Here is a 4,786-nt window from a genome sequence, read left to right as displayed (position 1 = left end):
AACAATAGACAAAAATGGACAGCCTTCATCCGAAAATGTCGTGGGGTGTTGAGGATCTAGTAAACAAGGCTGTCCATTTTTGTCCAGGTTCAGCCCAGGGGCGATCGCCTTATCATTCATGTGGGGATTCATCGTAGTCATAGGTATCTGACGGCAAATCTCTGCTGTGCGAACGATTGTCAGCAATTCTTGCTTGACGCACGCGATCGCCCAGCCCCGGAACCTCTAGTTCTATAACTTTTCTGACTTTCATATACCCTTTGCCTTTAACTTCAGTTCTGTTTAAAGGTGGGTTAAACCAAGAAATTAAGCATAACTCAATCTCTCCTAGGAGTTTAGCATACTTTTAGGTTCAATCATCTTTAAAAATCTCCTCCAGCGTTAATGGTTTACCAGCTAACTCAGAAGCTAAATCTCTAAGTTTAAAAAGAGTCTCAAACTGCCCACGCTCAAGTTGTCCTTTTTTGGCAGATGACAAAGTTCTTTTATCTAACCCTGTCATCTCCTTCGCTCTTTGAATAGATAAATTTTTGTCTTCTGTCCAGTAACGGGAAAGGTCAACATATTTAGGCATTTGGGAACCATACAGTTTTTGTCCTAAACCTAATTTACGCGACGACTGTACCTCTTGCTGTGTTGATACGCCAACACATCAAGACAAAATTTGCTTCTTTCCTATTAATACTATTTTAATACGTTGACACTATAAACCGTCAACGTATCGATTGAAGATATAACTTTGGCGATCGCTCTAACGCCAATCAGAATGCGATCGCGAAGTGGCGGCTTCCGCATCGCCTTCATGCGTAAACCCTAAACACGGGATACAAATAACATACCAGGACACAATTAAGTGCGCTTACTCCGGACGAGCAAGCGGTTGCTCAATTTGAGTTTGAACAATATGTCGCCCAGCAAGCAACAATAATTACATCGGATACAAACGCAAATTGTTCTTTAACTCAAAGCTTTTTATCTGGTGACGAGCGAAATACGCCTGTACCAAGTCTTTCTGACTCCCAAACCCCAGAACCGAGAATCGCTCAAACATCTTTTGATTGGTTCTCAAAAAGCTGTAATAAGCACAATTCACTACTTACAAGTTATTGGCTATGCAGATGTTGGTGATTGGAGTCCACTTGCACGCACCCCCAACTCAGGCGAGGTTGTGAGTATCTTAATCCGAAACATTATGGTGCAATAGATGTAGGGTGCGTTAACTTAGTAACGCACTACGGACTACTACACAACTCTCACAGGAGACGTTCCACCGGAACGTCTCTACTGTGGTCTATACATCTGAAAATGGCTGTAAATCGAGAAATAACACATCTGCATTCAAAACTTCCTATCACCATCCGCGTAAAGTTTTGTGTACTTGCGCTAGATGCCACATATAATCATCAATTTTGTATTTGCCGGCAGCTTTAACTATATATTTGAAAGCCATTTCCACATCATTCTCAGCCTCGTAATACAATCCTAGATAAAGATGACTGTAAAACTTGCCGCGATCGCCTTCTAACTCACCAACACTTAAAATATTATCTGGCGTAGAATTTCCCGCATACAAATCATAAACGCATCGCATTACCCGTCGCGGGTCATTTTTCACCATTAATAGAGAATTGCGTGCCTCTGCCACACCCGCAAGCCTTGCAATGCAGAGATATCGCCATACTGTTTCTTCAACATCTTGGGCGTTCACCGTCAAGTCTATTTCAAATTGTTGAGCGCCAAGAGCAAATCTTTCTGCATAATAATAAGATAACCCACGTTGCCACAAATACGGCTTCAAACGTGGATCGAGTTGCTCTGCCATATTAAAATATTGAATTGACTCATCAATTTTGGCAAGCTTAAAATTGACCATGCCTCGTTGAATGTAAGCTTTTGGATCTTTGGGTTGATTTTGGATGATATCGTTCCAGCGTTTAAGTTGATTTTCGAGAGAATTTGAAAAAAACATTTGTTTGTTAGTGCGATCGCCCTGACTCATATGAATTTATTTTATATTTTTTCAGTTTTCACAGAAAACGTGTCAATGTAATAATTCTAAAAGTGCTTGCTTCCCTGCCAGAGCAAGATAAACTCCTTAATTAATAGATAGCCGGAAAATTGGAAATTATCAGTAATCACAAATGAGCGATCGTTGGACACTCAAAGGAAAGAAAGCACTGGTTACAGGTGCTACCAAAGGTATTGGACTAGCTGTTGCCACTGAGTTCTTATCTTTAGGTGCAGAAGTCACGATTGTGGCTCGAAATTCTCTTGATATAAATCAACAATTGAGTATTTGGCAACAAGCGGGATTACCTGCTTATGCTATTACCGCAGATGTCGCTGACTCTGATGGTCGTCAAGCTATCTTTGAGCAGGTAGACAAAACCATGCATAAATTAGACATATTAGTCAATAATGTGGCAACAAATATTAGTAAAAAAGTCGCAGAGTACACGATAGCTGAATATGAGTTGATCCTTCAGACAAACTTGACTTCAATTTTTGAGATGTGCCGACTATTTTACCCTCTCCTCAAAAATGGGCAAAACAGCAGCATTGTTAATATGAGTTCTGTCGCGGGTTTGGTTTCTAACCGCACGGGTGCGCCTTATGGTATGACTAAAGCAGCTATTAATCAACTAACGCGATCGCGCTTCAGTTGAATGGGCACAAGATCGCATTAGAGTTAATAGTGTAGCACCTTGGGCTATTTATACGCCTCTAACTAAATCTGTACTCGTGAACCCATGATTTTCTCGACTTAGTTTTATCCCAAACACCTATGGGACGTGTGGGTAAACCAGAAGAAGTTGCAAGTATTGTGGCGTTTCTTTCTATGCCAATGGCATCTTTTATCACCGGTCAATGTATCGCAGTAGACGGCGGATTTTTAGCTTTCGGTTTTTAAGTCTAAATTTGCTCTCATCATCTAGGCATTCTGAGCAAAATTCACTACTTAATATCTAAAATCTGCCCACTGGCTAGAAGAAACTAGGCAAAAAATTCTGTATTGTGAGGCTAGTTTCTCAAAAATGAGTAAAAAAGCTTGTGGTTCCAATTAGAGATAATAATCCGATAACAATCACGCCTTATGTCACTTATGGGCTGATTGCTGCCAACGTCCTTGCTTTTCTTTATGAATCAAGTCTTCCTCCCCAAGCATTAAATGGATTTTTACATTTGGCAGCTATAGTACCGCGAGAACTAAGCGCCAGTTTTTCTGGAATTCCCCTAAATCAACCAGTTCCAGAGTGGGCAACCTTGATTACTTCCCAATTTCTCCACGGTGGTTTGTTGCACTTGGGCGGTAATATGTTGTTTCTCTGGATTTTTGGCAACAACATTGAAGATAAGTTGGGGCATTTCAAATATTTGCTTTTCTATATATCTTGCGGTGTTTTGGCAGGGTTAAGCCAGTGGTACTTTTCACAAAATTCTAGTATTCCATCTTTGGGTGCGAGTGGAGCGATCGCCGGCGTTCTGGGTGCATACATTCTCCGCTTTCCCCAAGCGGAAATTCTCGGTGTAGTTCCCCTAGGCTTTTTCTTTCCTACCTTCCGCGTTCCCGCTTATTTCTTTCTCGGATTTTGGTTTCTCCAACAAGCTTTCTACGGAGTCGCAAGTTTAGAAACACCGGCTAACATCGGTATGGAAAACGGCGGAATTGCTTATTGGGCACACGCCGGCGGTTTTGTGTTTGGAGCAATTCTCGGTCCTGTGTTAGGTTTGTTTAGCGATAAATCCAACGACGATTATTTGTACAGACAGTGAAATAAAGGCACATTAGAGACGATCAAGACGCAACGTCTGATTAAATATTGATTTGCTTTCTCAGCATCAACTTTACTCGTAGTTAGCGCAAAGCGCGCTGAAGCGCTGACTACAAACTTTCATTTTTATACTAACCCACTTACCAGCCAGTGAAATTTCGCACCCTTTAACAACGGCAAGACAAACAGGATATATTGCAATTAATCAATAATAAGGAAAAACATCTGTGTTTCCCCTTTACGACGAAAACCCGACGCGAATCACCCCGTATTTAACCTACGGGTTGATTGGGATGAACATTTTAGTTTTTCTTCATGAAATCAGTCTGTCAGGACAAGCATTAGAGCCATTTTTAGAGATGTATGCGGTGATACCACAAGAGTTAACCACCAACTTTGCCGGAGAATGGACAACCTTATTTACGTCACAATTTTTACACGGTGGCTGGTGGCATTTAATCTCGAATATGGTGTATCTCTGGGTTTTTGGCAACAATATTGAAGACCGTTTGGGTCATTTCAAATATATAATTTTTTATTTGGCGTGCGGTGCTTTAGCTGCTATGTGCCAGTGGTTTGTCGGCGTAAATTCGCAAATTCCATCTTTGGGGGCAAGTGGTGCGATCGCCGGAATTTTAGGTGCGTACATTATCCGCTTTGCCCATGTGAGAGTTGTCACCTTAATTTTCTTAGGATTTTTCGTCACCACCATCAGAGTTCCCGCGCTGGTAATCATCGGGCTTTTCTTTGTCCAGAATATTATATCTGGTCTAGCCAGCCTGCAACAAGCCGCCAACATGAGTGTAGAATCAGGCGGAGTTGCTTACTGGGCACACATCGGCGGCTTTGTCTTCGGGATAATTCTCGGTCCTGTGTTTGGCTTATTTAGGCAAAGTGAGTAGAGGAAAGGGGAGTGGGGGACAAGGGGAGGACACTTCTGTGCGGGGGTGGAGGAGCTCAGAACGTGTCCGTGGACAAGGGGAGGACACTTCTGTGCGGGGGTGGAGGAGCTC

General features: G+C 42.1%; 8 protein-coding genes. 5 read left to right on the top strand and 3 right to left on the bottom strand.

Annotation, left to right across the window (positions count from 1 at the left end; translation table 11 throughout):
- Nucleotides 1–112: 112 nt before the first annotated feature.
- Together PI95_RS34575 and PI95_RS34570 are read right to left on the bottom strand one after the other, a co-directional pair.
- Nucleotides 113–253 (bottom strand): hypothetical protein, encoded by a 141-nt coding sequence (locus PI95_RS34575; RefSeq protein WP_163519468.1) that lies wholly within the window; start codon nt 251–253, stop codon nt 113–115.
- A gap of 99 nt (nt 254–352) precedes the next feature.
- Nucleotides 353–574, bottom strand: coding sequence for a hypothetical protein (locus PI95_RS34570; protein ID WP_236117329.1), 222 nt, complete (start codon nt 572–574; stop codon nt 353–355).
- Between the two features lie 405 nt (nt 575–979).
- Between PI95_RS34570 and PI95_RS34565 the strand changes: the two genes are divergently transcribed.
- A complete protein-coding gene (locus tag PI95_RS34565; protein WP_201280730.1) occupies nt 980–1,204 on the top strand; it encodes a hypothetical protein in 225 nt (74 codons plus the stop codon).
- Nucleotides 1,205–1,351: 147 nt separating this feature from the next.
- On the opposite strand, the gene PI95_RS34560 is transcribed toward PI95_RS34565, so the two are convergent.
- Nucleotides 1,352–1,969: a tetratricopeptide repeat protein gene (locus tag PI95_RS34560; protein ID WP_039754211.1), complete on the bottom strand. Its 618-nt coding sequence runs from the start codon at nt 1,967–1,969 to the stop codon at nt 1,352–1,354.
- A gap of 172 nt (nt 1,970–2,141) precedes the next feature.
- Between PI95_RS34560 and PI95_RS34555 the strand changes: the two genes are divergently transcribed.
- The 4 genes from PI95_RS34555 (at nt 2,142) to PI95_RS34545 (ending at nt 4,675) form a co-directional block, all read left to right on the top strand.
- Complete coding sequence (locus PI95_RS34555; RefSeq protein WP_336507661.1) at nt 2,142–2,666, top strand: SDR family NAD(P)-dependent oxidoreductase; 525 nt, start codon at nt 2,142–2,144, stop codon at nt 2,664–2,666.
- Between the two features lie 119 nt (nt 2,667–2,785).
- Nucleotides 2,786–2,911: an SDR family oxidoreductase gene (locus PI95_RS37380; RefSeq protein ID WP_336507660.1), complete on the top strand. Its 126-nt coding sequence runs from the start codon at nt 2,786–2,788 to the stop codon at nt 2,909–2,911.
- A gap of 140 nt (nt 2,912–3,051) precedes the next feature.
- Nucleotides 3,052–3,774, top strand: coding sequence for a rhomboid family intramembrane serine protease (locus PI95_RS34550; protein WP_039753528.1), 723 nt, complete (start codon nt 3,052–3,054; stop codon nt 3,772–3,774).
- Nucleotides 3,775–4,000: 226 nt separating this feature from the next.
- The gene (locus PI95_RS34545; protein ID WP_039753527.1) at nt 4,001–4,675 is read left to right on the top strand and encodes a rhomboid family intramembrane serine protease; all 675 of its coding nucleotides are present in this window, start codon (nt 4,001–4,003) and stop codon (nt 4,673–4,675) included.
- Nucleotides 4,676–4,786: the final 111 nt, after the last annotated feature.

This window comes from Hassallia byssoidea VB512170, assembly GCF_000817785.2.
Lineage (GTDB): Bacteria > Cyanobacteriota > Cyanobacteriia > Cyanobacteriales > Nostocaceae > Hassallia > Hassallia carrinoi.
This window is presented reverse-complemented; position numbering and strand designations above follow the sequence as displayed.